Source organism: Bradyrhizobium sp. SZCCHNRI20481 (genome assembly GCF_032485055.1).
GTDB lineage: Bacteria > Pseudomonadota > Alphaproteobacteria > Rhizobiales > Xanthobacteraceae > Bradyrhizobium.
Genome location: NZ_JAUEUE010000002.1, coordinates 49,642 through 65,058, shown reverse-complemented (window position 1 = coordinate 65,058; position 15,417 = coordinate 49,642). Strand labels below are relative to the sequence as shown.

The 15,417-nt window shown below is 63.7% G+C and carries 14 protein-coding genes and 2 tRNA genes; 3 read left to right on the top strand and 13 right to left on the bottom strand.

Annotated elements, in window-relative coordinates:
• Positions 1-4: 4 nt before the first annotated feature.
• Genes QX132_RS02815 through QX132_RS02795 form a run of 5 tightly spaced genes read right to left on the bottom strand, consistent with a single transcriptional unit; the run spans position 5 to position 3,740 of the window.
• Positions 5-964, bottom strand: a complete 960-nt coding sequence (locus QX132_RS02815) for an FkbM family methyltransferase (RefSeq protein WP_315738271.1) — start codon at positions 962-964, stop codon at positions 5-7.
• Positions 964-2,160 carry an NADH-quinone oxidoreductase subunit D gene (locus QX132_RS02810; protein WP_316160025.1) on the bottom strand — a complete coding sequence of 399 codons (1,197 nt, stop codon included), beginning with the start codon at positions 2,158-2,160 and terminating at the stop codon, positions 964-966. Before QX132_RS02810 ends, QX132_RS02815 begins: the two co-directional genes overlap by 1 nt.
• Positions 2,161-2,174: 14 nt before the next feature.
• Positions 2,175-2,780: an NADH-quinone oxidoreductase subunit C gene (locus QX132_RS02805; protein ID WP_315756759.1), complete on the bottom strand. Its 606-nt coding sequence runs from the start codon at positions 2,778-2,780 to the stop codon at positions 2,175-2,177.
• A 13-nt stretch (positions 2,781-2,793) separates the two neighbouring features.
• Positions 2,794-3,378: a NuoB/complex I 20 kDa subunit family protein gene (locus QX132_RS02800; protein WP_284418856.1), complete on the bottom strand. Its 585-nt coding sequence runs from the start codon at positions 3,376-3,378 to the stop codon at positions 2,794-2,796.
• Positions 3,375-3,740: an NADH-quinone oxidoreductase subunit A gene (locus tag QX132_RS02795; protein WP_008964559.1), complete on the bottom strand. Its 366-nt coding sequence runs from the start codon at positions 3,738-3,740 to the stop codon at positions 3,375-3,377. The genes QX132_RS02800 and QX132_RS02795 overlap by 4 nt, the downstream gene beginning before the upstream one ends.
• A 584-nt stretch (positions 3,741-4,324) precedes the next feature.
• Between QX132_RS02795 and QX132_RS02790 the strand changes: the two genes are divergently transcribed.
• A complete protein-coding gene (locus QX132_RS02790; protein ID WP_315738273.1) occupies positions 4,325-4,522 on the top strand; it encodes a hypothetical protein in 198 nt (65 codons plus the stop codon).
• Between the two features lie 189 nt (positions 4,523-4,711).
• Here the strand turns inward: QX132_RS02790 and QX132_RS02785 are convergent.
• Positions 4,712-4,788, bottom strand: a tRNA-Asp gene (locus QX132_RS02785).
• A 475-nt stretch (positions 4,789-5,263) separates the two neighbouring features.
• Here QX132_RS02785 and pepT point away from each other — a divergent pair.
• The gene (pepT, locus tag QX132_RS02780) at positions 5,264-6,520 is read left to right on the top strand and encodes a peptidase T (protein WP_315738274.1); all 1,257 of its coding nucleotides are present in this window, start codon (positions 5,264-5,266) and stop codon (positions 6,518-6,520) included.
• Positions 6,521-6,526: 6 nt separating this feature from the next.
• Here pepT and QX132_RS02775 read toward each other — a convergent pair whose 3' ends face one another.
• A complete protein-coding gene (locus tag QX132_RS02775) occupies positions 6,527-7,384 on the bottom strand; it encodes a class I SAM-dependent methyltransferase (RefSeq protein ID WP_315738275.1) in 858 nt (285 codons plus the stop codon).
• Positions 7,385-7,448: 64 nt separating this feature from the next.
• Positions 7,449-8,051 carry a hypothetical protein gene (locus QX132_RS02770; RefSeq protein ID WP_316160024.1) on the bottom strand — a complete coding sequence of 201 codons (603 nt, stop codon included), beginning with the start codon at positions 8,049-8,051 and terminating at the stop codon, positions 7,449-7,451.
• Between the two features lie 206 nt (positions 8,052-8,257).
• On the opposite strand from QX132_RS02770, the gene QX132_RS02765 reads away from it, so the two are divergent.
• Positions 8,258-9,085 (top strand): metallophosphoesterase, encoded by an 828-nt coding sequence (locus tag QX132_RS02765; protein WP_316160023.1) that lies wholly within the window; start codon positions 8,258-8,260, stop codon positions 9,083-9,085.
• Here QX132_RS02765 and QX132_RS02760 read toward each other — a convergent pair.
• The 5 genes from QX132_RS02760 to QX132_RS02740 form a co-directional block, all read right to left on the bottom strand.
• Positions 9,024-9,509, bottom strand: a complete 486-nt coding sequence (locus QX132_RS02760; protein ID WP_315780256.1) for a cyclic nucleotide-binding domain-containing protein — start codon at positions 9,507-9,509, stop codon at positions 9,024-9,026. The genes QX132_RS02765 and QX132_RS02760 overlap by 62 nt on opposite strands.
• Positions 9,510-9,846: 337 nt before the next feature.
• A tRNA-Val gene (locus tag QX132_RS02755) sits at positions 9,847-9,923 on the bottom strand.
• Between the two features lie 185 nt (positions 9,924-10,108).
• Positions 10,109-12,532, bottom strand: coding sequence for an endopeptidase La (gene lon / locus QX132_RS02750; protein WP_315738279.1), 2,424 nt, complete (start codon positions 12,530-12,532; stop codon positions 10,109-10,111).
• A gap of 328 nt (positions 12,533-12,860) precedes the next feature.
• Complete coding sequence (gene clpX / locus QX132_RS02745; protein WP_012044595.1) at positions 12,861-14,135, bottom strand: ATP-dependent Clp protease ATP-binding subunit ClpX; 1,275 nt, start codon at positions 14,133-14,135, stop codon at positions 12,861-12,863.
• A gap of 443 nt (positions 14,136-14,578) precedes the next feature.
• Positions 14,579-15,211 carry an ATP-dependent Clp protease proteolytic subunit gene (locus tag QX132_RS02740; protein WP_315738280.1) on the bottom strand — a complete coding sequence of 211 codons (633 nt, stop codon included), beginning with the start codon at positions 15,209-15,211 and terminating at the stop codon, positions 14,579-14,581.
• Positions 15,212-15,417 lie beyond the last annotated feature (206 nt).

The following is a 15,417-nucleotide window of genomic DNA, read 5'->3' as shown; positions in this document are numbered from 1 at the left end:
TCTTTCATTGCATGCGGCGCGCGGCACTTGCATTGAGCGCTGCGACGCGATTCTGCCAGAAGGCACTTGCAGTTCCGAACACGTTGTAGCCGACGTGAGCGGACGCCTTGATGCGGTCGAGGATCGACAGCTCGGTCACGATCTCGAAGCGGCCGCTCGCGGGGTCGTAGACCATCAGTTGCATCGGCGTTTCATCGAGGATGTAGCGCGACACCGTATGATTGCGATCCTGGCCGTGCTCCTCGCACAGGACCATGCTGTCGGTCGCAAGCAGCCGCGCCCCACCCTTGATCGCCTCGATCTCGACGCCCTCGACGTCGAGCTTGATCAGGTACTTGCCGGAAGCGGCGACGTTGCCGTCGTCGATGAGATCGTCGAGCGCCATCACTGGCACCTGCTCACCGCCAGCGCTGTCGCCGGCGATACTGAAGGCCTCGTGCTTGGTACCGGTGAGATGCGCGACGCCGCGGCGTTCGCCGATGGCGCACTTCATCACTTCGAAGCGGCCGCCGTTGATCTGCGCATTGTTCGCAAGCTTGGCGAAGTTCGCCGAGGACGGCTCGATCGCGATCGCCTTGTGCGAGCCGTAGGGCGTGCTCGACACCAGCACCGACCAGTAGCCGTAGTTGGCCCCGCCATCGATGAAGGTGTAGTCGACATCGACAGTGCCGAGGAACAGGAGCTCGAGCTCGTCCTCATAGTGATAGTCGCGGTTGAGAAGCTTGCTCCAGTAGCCGTCGCCATAGGGGAACTCGAACACGGCGTCCGGGTTGAGCTTCACCGCGATGTCGCGCTCGGGCAGCGCCAAGCGCAGCAGGTTGGCGCAGCGATTGTAGCCGCGATGCGAGAAATGCGAGGAAATCTTCGAGCCGGTCGACAACGCCAATGCAGCCGTGCGCTCCCAGAGGTTCGCTCCTTCGAGCGCTCCGGAAGCACGATCGAACTGGATCGGCGCATGGCCCATCAGCGGTCGACCTCTCCGAACACGATGTCGAGCGAGCCGAGAATGGCCGAGACGTCGGCGAGCAGATGGCCGCGGCAGATGAAATCCATCGCCTGCAGATGCGCGAAGCCCGGCGCGCGGATCTTGCACTTGTAGGGCTTGTTGGTGCCGTCGGCGACAAGATAGACGCCGAACTCGCCCTTCGGCGCCTCGACCGCCGCATAGATCTCACCCGCGGGGACGTGCACGCCCTCGGTATAGAGCTTGAAGTGGTGGATCAGCGCTTCCATCGAGCGCTTCATCTCACCGCGGCGCGGCGGCGCGATCTTGTTGTCGGTGATCATCACCGGGCCCTGCCCGTCCGGTGCGCGCAGCTTCTGGATGCACTGCTTCATGATACGCACCGACTGGCGCATCTCTTCCATGCGGATCAGATAGCGGTCGTAGCAGTCGCCGTTCTTGCCGATCGGAACGTCGAACTCCATCTCGGCATAGACGTCATAGGGCTGCGACTTGCGCAGGTCCCAGGCCGCGCCCGAGCCGCGCACCATCACGCCGGAGAAGCCCCACTCCCAGGCCTGCTGCAGCGTAACGACGCCGATGTCGACGTTGCGCTGCTTGAAGATGCGGTTGCCGGTGAGAAGCCGGTCGAGATCGTCGACCACCTTCAGGAACGGATCGCAGAATGCGTCGATGTCGTCGATCAGCTTCGGCGGCAGGTCCTGGTGGACGCCGCCGATGCGGAAGTAGTTGGCGTGCATGCGCGAGCCGGAGGCCCGCTCATAGAACACCATCAGCTTCTCGCGCTCCTCGAAGCCCCACAGCGGCGGGGTCAGCGCGCCGACGTCCATCGCCTGGGTGGTGACGTTGAGCAAATGCGACAGCAGCCGTCCGATCTCGGAGTAGAGCACGCGGATCAGTTGGCCGCGGCGCGGCACCTCGATGCCGAGCAGGCGCTCGGCGGCGAGGCAGAAGGCATGCTCCTGGTTCATCGGCGCGACGTAGTCGAGCCGATCGAAATAGGGCATCGCCTGCATGTAGGTCTTGGTCTCGATCAGCTTCTCGGTGCCGCGATGCAGAAGGCCGATATGCGGATCGACGCGCTCGACCACCTCACCGTCCAGCTCCAGCACAAGGCGCAGCACGCCGTGTGCCGCCGGATGCTGCGGGCCAAAGTTGATCGTGAAGTTGCGGAGTGCCGGGCTCTGCTCGTTCATGCTCGCGCTCCCACTCACTTCGTCGCTTTCTCGTCGCCGGGCAGCGGATAGTCCGCGCCTTCCCAGGGCGACAGGAAATCGAACTTGCGGAATTCCTGGTTGAGCCTGACAGGCTCGTAGATCACCCGCTTCTCCTGGTCGTCGTAGCGCACCTCGACGAAGCCGGTGGTGGGGAAGTCCTTGCGCAGCGGGTGGCCGTCGAAGCCGTAATCCGTCAGCAGGCGGCGCATGTCCGGGTGACCGACGAAGATCACGCCGTAGAGATCGTAGGCCTCGCGCTCGAACCAATCCGCGCCCGGGAAGACGTCGATCAGCGACGGCACCTGCGTCGTCTCGTCGGCCTCGGCCTTGAGCCGGATGCGTGCGTTCAGGGTCGGAGACAGGAAGTGGTAGACGACGTCGAAGCGCTTGGCGCGCTCCGGGTAGTCTACCGCGGTGATGTCGGTGATGTTGACGAACCGGAGAGCCGGATCATCACGCAGATACTTCACAACCTCGACGATCCGACCCGGCTCCACGCTCACCGTGAGCTGATTGAAAGCGACCGAATGGCCGATCGCCGCGCCCGGAAGCGCGCTCACGATCGTCTGCCCAAGGGCGTCGAGCCTGCCGTCGTCCATAACGAAAAAACCTTCAGCGTTCGATGGTGCCGGTGCGCCGGATCTTCTTCTGCAGCAGCAGAACACCGTACAGCAGCGCTTCCGCGGTCGGCGGACAGCCGGGCACATAGATATCAATGGGAACGATGCGGTCGCAGCCGCGGACCACCGAATAGGAATAGTGATAATAGCCGCCGCCATTGGCGCACGACCCCATCGAGATGACGTAGCGTGGCTCCGGCATCTGGTCGTAGACCTTGCGCAGCGCCGGCGCCATCTTGTTGGTCAGGGTGCCGGCGACGATCATCACATCGGACTGGCGCGGCGAGGCGCGCGGCGCGAAGCCGAAACGCTCGACGTCGTAGCGCGGCATCGACACCTGCATCATCTCGACGGCGCAGCAGGCCAGGCCGAACGTCATCCACATCAGGGAGCCGGTGCGGGCCCAGGTGATGAGATCGTCAGCAGTAGCAACGAAGAATCCCTTGTCCGACAGTTCGTGCCTGACCTCGAGGAAGTACGGGTCGTTGGCACCGATCGGCCTGCCGGTCGCGGGATCGAGAATGCCCTTCGGGGCCGGTGCGATTACCGGACCGGTCGAGGACGTGGTCGGGCTCAATCCCATTCAAGCGCGCCTTTCTTCCATTCGTAGGCAAACCCGACCGTCAGCACGGCCAGGAACACCAGCATCGACCAGAAGCCGGCCGCGCCGAGCTTGCCGAATGCCACTGCCCAGGGGAACAGGAAGGCGACTTCGAGGTCGAAGATGATGAAAAGGATGGCCACCAGATAGAAGCGGACGTCGAACTTCATGCGCGCGTCGTCGAACGCATTGAAGCCGCATTCGTACGCGGAGAGCTTCTCGGGATCGGGCTGCTGGTAGGCGACCAGGAAGGGCGCGATCAGCAGAACCACCCCGATGATGGCTGCGACACCTATGAACACGACGAGGGGGAGATAGTTCTGGAGGATGCCGGTCATCGGCGCCACTTTCCTCTGCGGTTTCGGTGCAAACCGCAGATTCGTTGCATTGGAATTGGTCGAAGCCTTAGCGCAGCGCACCAAGCCGCGCAAGACAAGCCGTCTCGCCGGTGTCATCCCTCCCCACATTGCGGAAACCTGGACACACCGAGCCACGGCGCCACAGATGACGCGTGCAGGAGCCGCATTGCAGACCCGCAGCATTACGGTGTCGCTGAGGTGGTCAGCGATCGCGAGCACGCACGCCGTCGTGCGCAGGCTGGGCGGAGACGGATGCGGATCAGCGTTCGATCGAGCGATCCAAGCAAGGCGACTGGACCGTCACCCGATAGGCGTCCGTTGTCACGTCAAATGGTCACGAAGGGCCGCCGGATCAAGATCACCCGCGGCGGCCGGCGTGGCCGCGGTCACCGCCGATGCCGGCATGGGTGCCGATCATGGGCTCCGGCCGCATACTCCCGATTGCCGGCGCGCCGACTGCAACCGATGAAACCATTTTGAGGAAACGAGGAAACCGGATCGAAACAAAGCGGAGGTACATGTCCAGGCAACAAAGTGGCGCTCTGAGACGCCGGGAGGCTGACATGAACCACTCGCTGCATTCCGCAGACCGATCGACTCACCTGAAGATCGTCGTCGTTGCCCTGATCGCAGGCATCGCGGTAACCGCTTTCGGTATCGCGACCCGCGCCAATGTGGATTACAGCCAGACGGCATCGCACGTCGTGAAGGCCGGCAAGCCTGTGACCGTGACGAGTTCCAGCGACTCGATGGTCCGCTGAGCCGTCGGTCCGCTGCTGACAGCGGTCGCAGGCCACCCGCTGGGTGGCCTTTTTCGTGCCCGATCGGAAAGATTAGCGACGGAGAGCCTGCAGTTCGGCGAAGCGTCGGATGGTGGCCGGGGAGAGATCACGCGGTCGCACGGCTTGCGGCGGCAAAGGATCAAATCGAAAGCTAAGCCATTGAAAACATGGCGCGAGAGACGGGGCTCGAACCCGCGACCTCCGGCGTGACAGGCCGGCGCTCTAACCAACTGAGCTACTCCCGCGTGATCGCGAAATCCGCGGAGGAGTGCGACTTAAAGGGGCGATGTTTCGAAGTCAAGGACAATGAACCGATAGCTGTGCGAAGTCCTTGATGAGCGGTCAATCGCGGTCTCTCTCAGTGGCGTCGGGCATCCGCCGTAAATCGCGCATGATGATGGGCCAAGTCGATGATCCGTCTTTTTTCTTCGGGACCGCAACGGCACGGCCGCAAAGGAAGATGAGTTTCGAATCGCCGGACTGGGTATCCTTTAGGTCCCATGCGCGCGCAGGAGCGCGCAATTCAGCCGCCGGCGGGCGGTACCGATCACAGCGGGTCGCGACGTCGCATTCCGCAGCAAAGGAGCCGGCGGATGCGCTTTGATCGGGGGAACCACTGATAGCCTGATGAACCCTGGTATCTGGCATGCAATAACTGATATATTAGTATACCGATGCATACGGTAACATATTGTTCCCTCTCCTGTCCTTGTGGTGCACATGTCCGATCCGCTTCGCAGCTACACCCACTCCGTCACCGAGCGTCTGCTCCGCTATGTCGTGATCGACACCCAGTCGGACCCGACATCGCCGACCTGCCCTTCGACGCTCAAACAGAAGAATCTCGGCCGGTTGCTCGCAGCCGAGCTGCAGGCGATGGGCCTCTCGGACGCCCATCTGGACGACCACGGCTACGTCTATGCGACCATCCCGGCCACCACCGACAAGGCCGTGCCGGTGATCTGCTTCTGCTCGCACATGGACACGTCGCCCGACTGCTCCGGAGCCGACGTGAAGCCGCAGATCGTGCGCAACTACCAGGGCGGCGACATCGTGCTGCCTAAGGACCCGAGCCAGATCATCCGTGCGGCTGAGCATCCGGCGTTGAGGGACCAGATCGGCAACGACATCGTCACCACGGACGGTACCACGCTGCTGGGGGCCGACAACAAGGCCGGCATCGCCGAGATCATGGACGCGGCGCAGTTCCTGATCAGCCATCCGCAGATCAAGCACGGCACCATCAAGATCCTGTTCACGCCGGACGAGGAGATCGGCCGCGGCGTCGACCGGGTCGACCTGAAGAAGCTCGGCGCCGATTTCGGCTACACGATGGATGGCGAGACCGCCGGCAACATCGAGGACGAGACCTTCTCCGCCGACGGTGCCACCATCCTCATCAACGGTGTCAGCGCCCATCCCGGCTTTGCCAAGGGCAAGATGGAGCATGCCATCAAGATCGCATCTGCGATCATCGAGCGGCTCCCGAAGGATAGCTGCTCGCCGGAAACGACGGAGGGCAAGGAAGGCTTCCTGCATCCGGTCGGGATCTCCGGCGCGCTCGAACAGGCGCGGCTCGATTTCATCGTGCGCGATTTCAGCGAGCAGGGCTTGCGGCAGAAGGAAGCGCTGCTCGAGGACATCGTCAGGGATGTCCTGAAGGACTATCCGCGCTCGAGCTACCGGATGGAGGTTCGGCAGCAATACCGCAACATGAAGGAGGTCATCGATCTGCATCCGGAGATCGTGACCTATGCCGAGGAGGCGATCCGCCGCGCCGGCCTGACGCCGGTCAGGACATCGATCCGCGGCGGGACCGATGGTTCGCGGCTGTCGTTCATGGGCCTGCCCTGCCCCAACATCTTCGCCGGCGAGCATGCCTTCCACTCGCGTCTCGAATGGGTCAGCGTCCAGGACATGGAGAAGGCGGTGCAGACCATCGTCCATCTGGCGATGATCTGGGAAGAGCAGTCCTGAGCGCCGTCAGGCGCGCGCCGTCACCAGCCAGATCGAGCCGGCGAGCGTCACGCTGTCGCCGCGTACATACTGCGTCAGCAGCTCGCGGACCGACTGCCGCGCCGCATCGCGCGTCTCCTGGGGATGCCCCTCCAGCGCGCGGCTGGCGGGGCCGATCTCGAAGGCCGATTGTACGGCCGCATCGAGCCCCTTGCCGATCGCGACGTCGAGCGACAGCGCATGTGCCTCCAGCGCGACGTCGCTGAAGCCGGCCTCGCCCAGGATGCGCGTCACCCGCGCTTCCGATGCGAAGGCAAATGGACCGGGATCGTCGGGCGCCATCTCTGGCAGCTTCGGGACGTGGCGATAGACCGCCTGCAGCGGCGCGATCATCCAGGGATTGGCTTTCGGCTCGCGCCAGCAGGCGAATACGACCCGGCCGCCCGGCTTCAGCGCGCGGCGGATGTTGGCGAACGACGCCACCGGATCGGCGAAGAACATCACGCCGAACCGCGACACCAGCAGATCGAAGCTCGCCGGCGCGAACGGATGCACGGTCGCGTCGGCCAGCACGAACTCGGCGGGAAGCCCGGCCGGCGCCACCGCGCGCGCCCGCTCCAGCATTGGGGCGGAAATGTCGACCCCGAGCACATGCCCGCCAGGCGCCACCTGCCCGGCCAGCGCGATCGACAGGCCGCCACAACCGCAGCCGATATCGAGCACACGATCACCCGGCTTGGCCGCGATGCGGTCGATCAGGATCTGCGACACCGGTGCGAGCAGGATGTCCTGCGCCTCCTGGCGATCGGACCAGCGCTGGCCGCCCGGCCCGTTCCAATAGGCGATCTGGTCGGCGTTGCGCTCGTCCCCTGCCGGCAATTGCATGATGTGCCCTGTCTGATTGAGGTCATCGCAAGACCCGGCATGGCGCATGCAGCCGCCTGTCCTGTCAAGGCACGAGGCCGCGATGCGCTCGAGGAAGAAGGTGGGCCGGTTCTGACCACGGTTCGGAGAGACTTTCGCCGACGGCGAGAGCGCTCCAACGTCGGCTCAGCCGCGCGAACTCCTGTCGGATGGCGTCGCGCCGCACCGGCGTGTAGACCGCGCGCTCCTCCGCTGACATCCCAGCCAGCAGGCTGCGCGCCGACGGCGCCATCTCGGCCCCGCGCGCCCGCAGCGCCGGATCGTCAGCCTGCTGCAGCCAGTCCTGCCAGCACACATAGGTGGCGCGCTCGGAGCGGGCATAGTCCTCGCTGCGTTCCGGCATCAGGCGCTGGTCCCTGGCCTCATGCCTGCGACGCAGCCGCGCGGTCTCGCGGGACGAGGTCGCATGCGGGACCAAATGAAAAGTCCCGGCCGTGCCGCCGGCCGCGAGCCGCCCGAACACGGCGCCGTCAATCCCGAGATGCTTCTCGACGATGAAGTGTTGCAGATCATGCGGCATCCAGGGATCGAAGCCAGGCGCCGGGCTCATTTCGAGGGTGCGTCCATCACCGAGCGTCGCGCGCACCGCGTAGCGGCGCTCGCCGGTGCGGACGAAGGAAACAGTCATGGGCGGTCGCGGACGACGAGACATGGGACACTCGCAATTGGCAGCCGCGGCTGAAAAACGGCCCCATCATACCGCCGCGGGCGAGGGATCGATAGATGCGCGCGGACCTGCTGGCGAGCGCAGCAGCGCAATGCAATAGCGGGACAGCCTCTGGTCTCGCTGGTTCTGGTCTCGCTCTTGCTTCGATCAGGCGCGTCAGGAGCCACATGCGCACTCTCATCGTTGCCGATCTTCATTACTCGCTGCCGCAGTTCGACTGGCTGGTGGCGGCTGCCGATCATTTTGATGCGGTGGTGTTCGCCGGCGATGCGCTCGATCTCGCCTCGATCGTCGACATTCGCGCCCAGATCGTGGTCGTGAAGACATATCTCGTGCTCCTGGCGGCCAAGACGCGGGTCATGATCTGCTCGGGCAATCATGACCTGGAGGAGCGCAGCCCGGATGGCGAGAAGATCGCGGCCTGGATCGGGACGGTCCGCGAGCTCGGCATCGCGGCCGACGGCGATGACATCCTGATCGGCGATACGCTGTTCTCGCTTTGCCCATGGTGGGACGGTCCGCTGGTCAAGGCCGCGATCGGACGCCAGCTCGATGCCGCCGCGACGCGCGACGCAGCCCGCTGGATCTGGGTGCATCATGCGCCGCCGGCCAACTCGCCGGTGAGCTGGGGCGGCAAGCGCTTCTTCGGCGACACCGAGCTCGAAGGCTTCATCGCGCGGCACCGCCCGGCAATGGTGATCTCCGGCCACGTTCACCAGTCGCCCTTCATCAAGAACGGGTCCTGGTTCGATCGCGTCGGTGAGACTTGGGTGTTCAACACCGGACGGCAGCCCGGGCGACCGCCGACCTACATGGTGCTCGACACCGATGAAGGGCGCGCCTTCTGGCTGGCGGCGGGGCAAGCCGAATGGGTCGCTCTCGCCGGTCCGCTGCAACGCCCGGCCCAGCCCGTCACGGTAGCGCCGGACTGGCTCAGAGCCGTGGATCGGATTCCAGATCCGTTCCTGGCGAAACCTGCTGCGGCGGCAGGTTGATCATGCTCTGCAGCACCTCGCCGACCATCGAAAGATGGGTGCCATGGCCGGCATATTGCCGCTTCAGGTCGGCGAGATAGCTGTTGGCGACGTTGAGGCGCTGCGCCAGCATGCGCGCGATCGCGAGCGTCGCCTCGGGATTTTCAGCCAGGAAGCGCCGAGCGTCGGGAATTTCGTAGATCAGGCAATCCGCCGCGGCGCGCACGGTCGCCGTGTGAGGCTGCTCAAGCAGCAGCGACATTTCACCGAACAGCGCGCCCGGCTCCGACACGACCGCCACCGTGGCGCCGGCCTTGATCACCTCCAGCCGCCCCTCGAGCAGGATGTAGAGATGCCCGGTGCTATGCCCCTCCTCGAGCAGCATGGTGCCCGCCGGAATGGCACGCTCATGTCCGCCGGTGCAGTGGCGCAGGAAGTCGGTCATCGGTTCGCCCGCGATGTTTCACTCCGCGCGCCAAGCTAGCCGAAGAACGGTTCATCGCCACGCGAAATCGTCCGGGCGCTTCGCACCAGCTGTCGCAAAGGATTTTAAACCCCTGTCCGAATTGAGCACTCGGCGGCGCCATCATCGTGATCGGGACGTGGGTTTGGCTCAGCCGCCGAGGCTCGATGGCAAGGTGGCTCAGCTTTACGAGAGCAGCAAATCGATGAAACCCGACGCACAAACGCGCGTCTGGAGAGCATCGCCATCAGCTTGGAAAATCGACGCGCACGACAATAGCAGCGTCACCATTGCGAGGGTGCGTCCCAGCGGATGCTAATGGTAGGCGGCGAGAGATTCGAACTCCCGACCCTCTCGGTGTAAACGAGATGCTCTAACCAGCTGAGCTAGCCGCCCTCACGTCGCGCTTCTTTACCCCCTGCCCGATCCTCAATCAACGCCGGAACCACGCGGCGGCAGCGAGAAACCGCCGCAGCGGGAACAGTGGGGGCAGACCACGCACGCTCGAAGGGTCAGTGGTTCGATCTCCCAAACGAAAACGGCGCCCTTACGGGCGCCGTTTCCTTGGAACAGTTCGGACCTCAGTGGGCGGTCAGGCCGCCGGCGGCTTCGTCGCCATCGGCCTTCACCGGCACCTTGGTGTCCTCTTCCCAGACGATCGGCACCGGCTTGCGGACCAGGGCCCGGGCGACGACGTCGTCGAGACGGGACACCGGGATGATGTCCATGCCGCCCTTGATCGCATCGGAGATCTCCGTGAGATCCTTGGCGTTGTCCTCGGGGATCAGCACCGTCTTGATGCCGCCGCGGGCAGCGGCCAAGAGCTTCTCCTTCAGACCGCCGATCGGCAGCACGCGACCACGCAAGGTGATCTCGCCGGTCATCGCGACGTCGTGACGGATCGGAATGCCCGTCATGACCGAGATGATTGCGGTTGCCATCGCGACGCCCGCCGACGGACCGTCCTTCGGGGTCGCCCCCTCCGGAACGTGGACGTGGATATCGCGGCGGTCGAACATCGGCGGCTCGATGCCGTAGACGATCGCCCGCGAGCGGACGTAGGACGCCGCCGCCGAGATCGACTCCTTCATGACGTCGCGCAGATTGCCCGTCACCGTCATCTTACCCTTGCCGGGCATCATGACGCCTTCAATGGTGAGCAGCTCGCCACCGACATCGGTCCAGGCCAGGCCCGTCACGATACCGACCTGATCGTCGCTCTCGATCTCACCGAAGCGATACTTCGGCACACCCAAGAATTCCTCGACGGCCTTCTCGGTGACCTTCACCGACTTCTTCTTGGACATCATGAGCTCCTTCACGGCCTTGCGGGCCAGTGTGGAAATCTCACGCTCCAGGTTACGCACGCCCGCCTCGCGGGTGTAGCGCCGGATCACGAGCAGCAGCGCGTCATCGTCGATCGACCACTCCTTCGAATCCAGGCCGTGCTTCGACAGCGCGGACGGGATCAGATGCTTGCGGGCGATCTCGAGCTTTTCGGTCTCGGTGTAGCCCGCGATGCGGATGATCTCCATGCGGTCCATCAGCGGGCCGGGAATATTCAGCGTATTCGCGGTCGTGATGAACATCACGTTCGACAGGTCGTAGTCGACCTCCAGATAGTGGTCGTTGAACGTCGTGTTCTGCTCGGGGTCCAGAACCTCCAGCAGCGCCGACGACGGGTCACCCCGGAAGTCCGAGCCCATCTTGTCGATCTCGTCCAACAGGAAGAGCGGGTTCGAGGTCTTGGCCTTGCGCATCGACTGGATGATCTTGCCGGGCATCGAACCGATATAGGTCCGGCGATGACCGCGGATCTCCGCCTCGTCGCGCACGCCGCCCAGCGACACGCGAACGAACTCGCGGCCGGTGGCCTTCGCGATCGACTTGCCGAGCGAGGTCTTGCCGACGCCGGGAGGTCCGACCAAGCACAGGATCGGGCCGGTCAGCTTGTTGGCGCGCGACTGCACCGCCAGGTACTCGACGATGCGATCCTTGACCTTCTCCAGCCCATAGTGATCCGCATCCAGAACCGCCTGCGCGGCCTCCAGATCCTTCTTCACCTTGGACTTCTTGTTCCACGGGATCGACAGCAGCCAATCCAGATAGTTGCGCACGACGGTCGCTTCCGCAGACATCGGCGACATCTGGCGCAGCTTCTTCAGCTCGTGCTGCGCCTTCTCTCGCGCTTCCTTGGAGAGCTTGGTCTTGTTGATGCGCTCTTCCAGATCGGCGAGCTCGTCGCGGCCGTCCTCGTCACCCAGCTCCTTCTGAATGGCCTTCATCTGCTCATTCAGGTAGTACTCGCGCTGGGTCTTCTCCATCTGGCGCTTGACGCGCGAGCGGATGCGCTTCTCGACCTGCAGCACCGAGATCTCGCTCTCCATCAGGCCCAGCACCTTCTCCAGGCGCGTGGTGACGGACAGCGTCTCCAGGATGCCCTGGCGATCGGCGATCTTGACGGCGAGATGCGAGGCGACGGTGTCGGCCAGCTTGCCGAAATCGGTGATCGACTGAACGACGCCGACGACTTCGGCGGAGATCTTCTTGTTCAGCTTCACGTAGCTTTCGAAGTCCGACACGACGGACCGCCCGAGCGCTTCGGCCTCGACCGACTTCGCATCGGTATCCTCGAGCGCAACGGCAGTGGCTTCGTAGTAGTCGGCACGATCGGTGTACTTCTCGACGCGCGCGCGCTCCAGACCCTCGACCAGCACCTTCACGGTGCCGTCGGGCAGCTTGAGGAGTTGCAGCACGCTGGCGAGCGTCCCGGTCTCGTAGATAGCATCCGCAGCTGGATCATCGTCGGACGCGTTCTTCTGCGTCGCCAGCATCACCAGCGCGTCGTTCTTCATCACCTCTTCGAGCGCGCGGATCGATTTCTCGCGGCCGACGAACAGCGGAACGATGTTGTGCGGGAAGACGACGATGTCGCGGAGCGGCAGAACCGGATAGGCGTGGCTCTCGCCGTAGACGATGGTCGGCCGGGGTTTGGGGGTCGTCATGGCCTGTTCCTTTTGTTTAGCCCCCTTGCACGCAGTCCGCCATCGTGCGCAACCGCCACAAGGTGCGATCTGATCCGGACATCACTGACGCGTCGATATCGCCCGCTTGTTTCGGATCGTTTGTTGAGGCGAATCCCGGGATTGAGATTTGTATCGCCACGCGACATTAGGTGGCTATCGACCCGGGGGGTGTCAAGTATCGGTAAACACCCGCCAAAAATGGCTTTACGCGGCGGGACGCTGAAACGCTGCGATGCCGCGGACATGATGTCCGCAGCGATCGCCGATCTAACAAATCGAGGTCTTCTGTCTCTCGTGCCAGCGCGCCTCACGCGCTGGCGCTGCTTTCCACCGCACGATCGGACCGATCGGCGTAGATGTAGAGCGGACGGGCCGTGCCCTCGACCACTTCGCGCGAGATGACCACTTCCTCGACGCCCTCGAGACCCGGCAGGTCGAACATCGTCTCGAGCAGGATGCTCTCGAGGATCGACCGCAGGCCACGCGCGCCGGTCTTGCGTTCGATGGCCTTGCGCGCCACTGCGCCCAGCGCCTCGTCGGCGAAGGTGAGCTCGATGTTCTCCATCTCGAACAGCCGCTGATACTGCTTCACCAGCGCGTTCTTGGGCTCGGTCAGGATCTTCTTCAGCGAGTTCTCGTCGAGATCCTCGAGCGTCGCCACGACCGGCAGACGGCCGACGAACTCGGGGATCAGGCCGTACTTCAGGAGATCCTCAGGCTCGACGTGACGGAAGATCTCGCCGGTACGGCGGTCTTCCGGCGCCAGAACCTGGGCGGCGAAGCCGATCGAGGTCGACCGGCCGCGCGCCGAGATGATCTTCTCCAGTCCGGAGAACGCACCACCGCAGATGAAGAGGATGTTGGTGGTGTCGACCTGCAGGAACTCCTGCTGCGGGTGCTTGCGGCCGCCCTGCGGCGGAACCGACGCAACCGTGCCCTCCATGATCTTGAGCAGCGCCTGCTGGACGCCCTCGCCCGACACATCGCGCGTGATCGAGGGATTGTCAGACTTGCGACTGATCTTGTCGATCTCGTCGATGTAGACAATGCCACGCTGCGCGCGCTCGACATTGTAGTCGGCCGCCTGCAAGAGCTTCAGGATGATGTTCTCGACGTCCTCACCGACATAGCCGGCCTCGGTCAGGGTCGTCGCATCCGCCATCGTGAACGGCACGTCCAGGATGCGGGCAAGCGTCTGGGCGAGCAACGTCTTGCCCGAGCCGGTCGGACCGATCAGCAGGATGTTCGACTTCGCGAGCTCGACGTCCGAGTGCTTGGTCTGATGGTTCAGCCGCTTGTAGTGGTTGTGGACGGCGACCGAGAGCACCTTCTTCGCATGGTTCTGGCCGATGACGTAATCGTCCAGGACCTTGCAGATCTCCTTCGGGGTCGGAATCCCGTCGCGCGACTTCACCAGCGAGGACTTGTTCTCCTCGCGGATGATGTCCATGCAGAGTTCGACGCACTCGTCGCAGATGAAGACGGTTGGACCTGCGATCAGTTTGCGGACTTCGTGCTGGCTCTTGCCGCAGAACGAGCAATATAGCGTGTTCTTCGAGTCGCTCGTGCCGACCTTACTCATTCCTGTCTCCGTCCGCGGTTCGCTCTTGTCCGCTCGTTCGTTCCGATCCGGCACGGGCCGGACCAGACTGGTGAAAGAGCAAATTTCGTACCAAAATTAACACCTTGTTCTTCACCCGTCGTGCACCGACGACCTACGCGAATCCCCCACGATCCATAACTGGACACTCTAGCCAATCATGCTGTCATCCGACTATCAAGAATTCGCTAATCGGAGCACAGACCCTAGACCGTGACATTACCGTGATTTTGGGGCTTGACACGGTAAGAACACGCGAAATCAGCGAAGCGTTGCGTGTTTGCCACGCCTATTTGCCGGCCGCACGGCAGGGTTGCGGCCCTTTTGGGACCCCACCTTGGTACCTTTGCCGACCCGAGCCGGCAAAGGCGATGCTGTTGCGTTCCGAGGCCCGTCAATCGGACCCCGCCTCGATCACGGACGGCTCACTTGCCCATCGCCGCCGGATCTTCCGGCCGCTTGTCGAGAACCTTGTCGATCAGGCCGAACTCCTGGGCCGCTTCCGCCGTGAGGAATTTGTCGCGCTCCAGGGCGTCCTCTATCGCCTTGTAAGACTGGCCGGTGTGCTTGACGTAGATCTCGTTCAGCCGCTTCTTCAGGTTCAGGATCTCCTGGGCGTGCAGCATGATGTCGGTCGCCTGGCCCTGGAACCCGCCGGACGGCTGATGCACCATGATGCGCGAGTTCGGCAGCGAGAAGCGCATGTCCTTGTGGCCGGCACAGAGCAGCAGCGAGCCCATCGAAGCCGCCTGGCCGGTGCACAGCGTCGACACCGCCGGACGGATGAACTGCATCGTGTCGTAGATCGCGAGGCCCGACGTCACCACGCCACCGGGCGAGTTGATGTACATCGCGATTTCCTTCTTCGGGTTCTCGGCCTCGAGGAACAGGAGCTGCGCGACGATCAGGGTCGCCATGCCGTCCTCCACCGGACCGGTCACGAAGATGATGCGCTCCTTCAGGAGGCGCGAGAAGATGTCGTAGGCGCGCTCACCGCGGTTGGTCTGTTCGACCACCATGGGCACAAGGTTCATATAGGTTTCGACGGGATCGCGCATGAATCACCCAAGGGTTGGACCAGCAGTTGAGACGACCGGCCGCCGCAGGTGAGGCTCATTTCAACGAGCAGCGACGGACAGGTGTCCCGTGATGCAGAACTTCAAGACCGAGCTCACAGATATGGACCAATTCGCCGGTGACAAGACCGGGTCCCCTGGCCAGCCGCGAGCGAGGTCATTGCGCTGTTCAAGCTGATTCCCGCGGC

What these genes read in the sequence shown, in the direction of transcription:
- QX132_RS02815 (WP_315738271.1), bottom strand. Translation starts at nt 964, where the DNA reads ATGGGCCATGCGCCGATCCAGTTCGATCGTGCTTCCGGAGCGCTCGAA.
- QX132_RS02810 (WP_316160025.1), bottom strand. Translation starts at nt 2,160, where the DNA reads ATGAACGAGCAGAGCCCGGCACTCCGCAACTTCACGATCAACTTTGGC.
- QX132_RS02805 (WP_315756759.1), bottom strand. Translation starts at nt 2,780, where the DNA reads ATGGACGACGGCAGGCTCGACGCCCTTGGGCAGACGATCGTGAGCGCG.
- QX132_RS02795 (WP_008964559.1), bottom strand. Translation starts at nt 3,740, where the DNA reads ATGACCGGCATCCTCCAGAACTATCTCCCCCTCGTCGTGTTCATAGGT.
- QX132_RS02790 (WP_315738273.1), top strand. Translation starts at nt 4,325, where the DNA reads ATGAACCACTCGCTGCATTCCGCAGACCGATCGACTCACCTGAAGATC.
- pepT (WP_315738274.1), top strand. Translation starts at nt 5,264, where the DNA reads ATGTCCGATCCGCTTCGCAGCTACACCCACTCCGTCACCGAGCGTCTG.
- QX132_RS02775 (WP_315738275.1), bottom strand. Translation starts at nt 7,384, where the DNA reads ATGCAATTGCCGGCAGGGGACGAGCGCAACGCCGACCAGATCGCCTAT.
- QX132_RS02770 (WP_316160024.1), bottom strand. Translation starts at nt 8,051, where the DNA reads ATGACTGTTTCCTTCGTCCGCACCGGCGAGCGCCGCTACGCGGTGCGC.
- QX132_RS02765 (WP_316160023.1), top strand. Translation starts at nt 8,258, where the DNA reads ATGCGCACTCTCATCGTTGCCGATCTTCATTACTCGCTGCCGCAGTTC.
- QX132_RS02760 (WP_315780256.1), bottom strand. Translation starts at nt 9,509, where the DNA reads ATGACCGACTTCCTGCGCCACTGCACCGGCGGACATGAGCGTGCCATT.
- lon (WP_315738279.1), bottom strand. Translation starts at nt 12,532, where the DNA reads ATGACGACCCCCAAACCCCGGCCGACCATCGTCTACGGCGAGAGCCAC.
- clpX (WP_012044595.1), bottom strand. Translation starts at nt 14,135, where the DNA reads ATGAGTAAGGTCGGCACGAGCGACTCGAAGAACACGCTATATTGCTCG.
- QX132_RS02740 (WP_315738280.1), bottom strand. Translation starts at nt 15,211, where the DNA reads ATGCGCGATCCCGTCGAAACCTATATGAACCTTGTGCCCATGGTGGTC.